Origin of the sequence: Xenorhabdus littoralis (assembly GCF_033949345.1) — a bacterium.
Lineage (GTDB): Bacteria > Pseudomonadota > Gammaproteobacteria > Enterobacterales > Enterobacteriaceae > Xenorhabdus > Xenorhabdus littoralis.
Genome location: NZ_VCDP01000147.1, coordinates 1 through 4,578, shown reverse-complemented (window position 1 = coordinate 4,578; position 4,578 = coordinate 1). Strand labels below are relative to the sequence as shown.

Genomic DNA, 4,578 nt, shown 5'->3' with positions numbered 1-4,578 from the left:
ATGCGGGTGGTTCTGATTTGCGCCTCAGTTAATTTTTTCTGTTGTTGGTTCCAAATGGAATTCTCCGGCATTTGGACACGGACAGAAATAAACCTGCCAACCGGAATATCAATCAAATCCCTGTCAGAGTAGCCCTGACGCACATTTTTAGCGAATGCGGGCACGTCGGCGTGCTCCCGATGATAGGTCATGATTTTGATAGCGCCATCAGGCAGTACCTCATAGTTGACCCAAATCAGCGGTAATTTATTTTTGCACATCGGTATTTCAACGCCACCATCGACACCGCCCCATGCAGCATCAGCATTGAATCCCAGCACACCTGTAATTAAATAGACACCCTCAGATAACCGTTCAACCGTTGCGCCATCTGATTCGGCGTTGGTCTCAAATTTCCCATCATGCCAGATATTAATAATAGGCGACGCCGATTTCAGGACTCCGCCGTCAATGAGGGTTGTGTTTACGGTACTCCACACTGTACTCCATTGACTCCAGCGACTATCGAGTCGGTAACGGCTCGCAATTCCCGCGGTATCCACCTGAATTTGTGCGACCATTCCCGTACTATCACCACCACCATTACGCGTCATCACCATGATTGGAGCATGGACGTTATTGAAATTTCTGGCATTATAGCCGCCGCCTCCATACCAGCCCGTCGTTAACATCATGTTTGCGTCATTAAATGTTTGGGACGTTGGGGAGCCTACTGGTTGAGTCCCGACGCCATAATCACCCAGTTTCAATGCCCCTACATCGGCTGCGTTTAAATTGACATTATAACGTAATGTTTTCCCGTTAATTGTTCGGCTATTCGGCACAGCATTTTTCGCCAAATCTGCGGTTCCCGATAAACCGACGATTAACGCGAAAAACGTTGTCCTTTTTTTCGGTGCAATCCGGGAAACCTACCCGCTTTCGCAACGGGTTCACATTATTCTGGATGATTCCGGTTATCACCGAGCCGAATTAGTTCAATTTTTTGCCGAAGTCTTGAATGTTAAATTGCATTACTTGCCGCCACACAGCCCTAACATCAACCCGATTGAGCGATTATGGAAGTACGCGAATGAGCAGGTACGCAACAATGTCTATTTCCCCTGATGCAAAAACATTCCGAGAAACACTTCATCATTTTTTTCATGTTGTATTGCCAAAAAAAGTTCAGGAACTGACTACCCGGTTGACTGATAATTTCCAGACCCTAAAACCTGCATCTTCAAGTTAATTGCGTATAAACCATGTTCAACTGATCTGCATGACAGAATAGTGGGAGGATATCAGGAAATTATTTTTATGGAGCTTTTTGAAGCTGATGTTGAAATCCAGAGAATGATTGAAAGTGATTAATGATGCATCTTCTTATTGATATACATGATGGATTACTCGCTCATGATCTGATAATGACGTTAGCGTTTGGAATCATAAGAACAAATATTATCTATCCCTGTTGGTCCGCAAAAATAACACTTTTCACAGTCGCCATTTGTACCAGGGCAAGATCGTGAATATTTTGTTAAAAAAACAAATTTGACCGACGAAAACAATTATGATCTGATACGCGCTTTTTGTGAGCCCATACCATGTACCTTGACAGCTTTGCCGACCACTTTTCAGACCTTCAAGACCCACGCCAGAGTGCCAAAATCGCTTATCCCTTATTCGATATTTTGTTTGCCACACTGTGTGCCGTGATTGCCGGCGCAGAGGGGTGGCATGATATTCAAGAGTACATTGAAGGTCATCATGAATGGTTTCTGACACAAGGCATGTTCAAAGAGGGGGTTCCCGTTGATGACACCTTTGCCCGGATTATTTCACGTCTCAATCCGGAACAATTTAACCTTTGTTTTATCAATTGGATGTATTCGGTCCATGCCATCACTCAAGGGGAATTAGTGGCCATTGACGGTAAAGTCCTAGGGGGTTCTTATTCCCCTAGGGAACGGAGTTCAACTCTCCATCTGGTGAGTGCCTACGCGACAGCGAATAACTTAGTCATCGGTCAGGTGAGAACCCGGAAAAAATCCAACGAAATTACGGCGATCTCGGAACTAATTAAGTTGTTGGAACTGAAAGGTGCCCTCATTTCCATTGATGCCGTGGGGTGCCAAACTCAGATCGCTCAGGAGATTGTGGATGCCGGGGCGGATTATTTATTTAGTGTGAAAGATAATCAAAAAAATCTCCACCGCGCCCTTAAAGACGCGCTGGCCGAGGCGTGCACAAGCCCCGCCATCAGAGAGAAAGTCCAAATCGAACAAGGTCATGGACGGATAGAAATTCGGGAAAGCCATGTGATCAGTGCCACGTCATTGCAGCCAGCCTTCCAGGAATGGCCCGAATTAAAAACGTTAGGTGTGACAATAGGATACAGACAAGAAAAAGGAAAAAACCCCAGTCTGGAGTCCCGTTACTACATCAGTTCAGCAATATTAACGGAAGAACAGTTTTCCCGGGCAGTCCGCCGGCACTGGCAGATAGAAAATAACCTTCACTGGGTACTTGATGCCACGTTTAAAGAAGACGATTGTCAGATTTACCGTGAAAGTGCCGCGGAAAAGATCGCAATATTGCGTCGTCTCGCATTAAATATGCTAAAAAAAGAAACCACCAAGCTAAGTATTAGGATGAAACGCAAGCGGGCATGGATGAAAACACAATTTTTGGAGCGAGTATTACAGGCTGGTTTTGCTAACGTGGATGATATTTAATCATTCATGCAGTCGCCCTGCCATTTGTACGATGAGACTTACAAGGACAATCAATGAAAATCCACCCCATTATTTATTAATCTATGCAGACTGCTTACCTGCAGAGGAAAGCGAAAATTTCAAGATTTCGCTTCCTGATTGACTTTGAATAATAAGGAAGAAGATATGTCTGAATTAATGAAAACTGAAAAACAGAATCCTGAACATGAATGCTTGATTGATCCCAACAATTATAAAACCGAGCAGATTATTGCTCCAGAAGGCTCTTTCTACTGGGCACTGATTCAATTGAGGTTGGAAAACAAAGTTCGCCGCCGTGACTGGTCTGGAAAGGAGCAGTTAAATTTTGTGCCACGTAGAATGGACACAGAGGGAAATTACGATTATTTATCCCATATTGATAAACGTAATAAACACGGCAATTGGGCTTCATGGCAACCTGTACAGGAAGATTTGCTAGCCTGTGATTGGGTATTGATTAAAGAATCGGATCCTAAACTAGAGAGCGCAATGCTGATTTTTGATCTTGTCTCAGAGGAAAGCAATATTAAGTCGGAACGGTATTGGGGATACAAAAATAAGAACGGAAATTATGAACGTCAGCAACCCCCTTTTGGTACTTTAAATGTAATTCAAAATAATACGGAAATTGACATCATTTCATCATTCTATTTTATTAGCGGAAAGGACACCCCATTTATCTACTTTAGAATATCCACTAATGAATTTGGGGTGAATTATTATAATGTAGGGAGTTTGGTGAGGAAAAATTTGCATATCATCATTGATAATATTACTTATAATCTAGGAACTCCTACGGGGCAGCATAATACTGACCCAACTGGATACAGTGTTTACTATGATAGTGCGAAACGCCCAGCTGTTGATGAATTGGCTAAAGTCTTACAGCAAACAGGTGAAGCTAAGCGTTTTTACTGTGATTGGAATTAATTTTAAGTTCCCATAGGGAGTGGCCTCAGAGTGCTGACAAATCTCGTTGAAAATAATCAGGTTTGTCAGTATTCATTATAATTAATCATTTTTTTTCGTCAATTTTGTCTTTAGGAATAGAACAATAATCTACTTTACGTAAATTAAAGTCTATAACATTAGGTATCCCAAAACCAAATAATTCGATTGCCCATCTGACCACATCACCCATGAACCATTTGCATTACGGCCACGCTCAATCACAAACCGAGCATCTCGTACCCGCTCCACGGTTTTCATTAAACCGAAGAACGACTAATCTTCCTCATCATTGTTCAGATCATCCATGAAAGCAGAAACACTATCAAAAGTTTTTCCCTTGCCGCTCTCAAACTGTTTAATAGCAGCTCTTGTGCGGGAAGCATTCCGATAATTAGTCCCTTTCACTTTAAAGGGCAGTGTATTTTTTTCCGCTACCTGTACCATCAACATGCGTATAGCGTCGCTTACGGTCAACCCCATAGACTGAAGTGCTATGGTTGCAAGTTCTTTAGTTTTAGGATCAATTTTCGCTCTGACATAAGTTTCATTAGCCATTAAAGTCCCCCTTTCTTTACATAGCAGATATGAATTGTAGTCCTACCGTAGTCACATAACAAGACTAAAAAATGTGCTATTGCTGGAGCTAACGCATATGAGAATTTTTCATTCATATACAGTTTATGGTGAAAGAAAAGCACTAAAAATAGTCAATTTTTGTTTGTATTTTGCTCTTCTTATCTGATGTTTCTATAAATTGAGATATTGGGTATTAATTGAACCATAAAATGATTATTTTTTTACTTATTGTTCTTTTGGTTATTGCCTTTGATCTACTGTTATCAGTCTCATCATGTATTCACATAGGGTTATAGAAAACCTCGGTTTGATG

General features: G+C 41.7%; 5 protein-coding genes. 3 read left to right on the top strand and 2 right to left on the bottom strand.

Annotated elements, in window-relative coordinates; all coding sequences use genetic code 11:
• Positions 1-839: phage tail fiber protein (locus tag FE394_RS18700; RefSeq protein ID WP_319927836.1), on the bottom strand; the 839-nt coding region annotated here is incomplete at its 3' end.
• Here FE394_RS18700 and FE394_RS18695 point away from each other — a divergent pair.
• The 3 genes from FE394_RS18695 to FE394_RS18685 all read left to right on the top strand — a co-directional run bounded on the left by FE394_RS18695 (position 805) and on the right by FE394_RS18685 (position 3,668).
• A complete protein-coding gene (locus tag FE394_RS18695; RefSeq protein ID WP_319927837.1) occupies positions 805-1,107 on the top strand; it encodes a transposase in 303 nt (100 codons plus the stop codon). The two genes, FE394_RS18700 and FE394_RS18695, sit on opposite strands and share 35 nt — an antisense overlap.
• Positions 1,108-1,586: 479 nt before the next feature.
• Positions 1,587-2,717: an ISAs1 family transposase gene (locus FE394_RS18690; RefSeq protein WP_319927835.1), complete on the top strand. Its 1,131-nt coding sequence runs from the start codon at positions 1,587-1,589 to the stop codon at positions 2,715-2,717.
• A 165-nt stretch (positions 2,718-2,882) separates the two neighbouring features.
• Positions 2,883-3,668: a DUF2829 domain-containing protein gene (locus tag FE394_RS18685; protein WP_319927834.1), complete on the top strand. Its 786-nt coding sequence runs from the start codon at positions 2,883-2,885 to the stop codon at positions 3,666-3,668.
• A 294-nt stretch (positions 3,669-3,962) separates the two neighbouring features.
• Here FE394_RS18685 and FE394_RS18680 read toward each other — a convergent pair whose 3' ends face one another.
• A complete protein-coding gene (locus tag FE394_RS18680) occupies positions 3,963-4,244 on the bottom strand; it encodes a type II toxin-antitoxin system RelB/DinJ family antitoxin (RefSeq protein WP_319927833.1) in 282 nt (93 codons plus the stop codon).
• Positions 4,245-4,578 lie beyond the last annotated feature (334 nt).

What these genes read in the sequence shown, in the direction of transcription:
- FE394_RS18680 (WP_319927833.1), bottom strand. Translation starts at nt 4,244, where the DNA reads ATGGCTAATGAAACTTATGTCAGAGCGAAAATTGATCCTAAAACTAAA.
- FE394_RS18690 (WP_319927835.1), top strand. Translation starts at nt 1,587, where the DNA reads ATGTACCTTGACAGCTTTGCCGACCACTTTTCAGACCTTCAAGACCCA.
- FE394_RS18685 (WP_319927834.1), top strand. Translation starts at nt 2,883, where the DNA reads ATGTCTGAATTAATGAAAACTGAAAAACAGAATCCTGAACATGAATGC.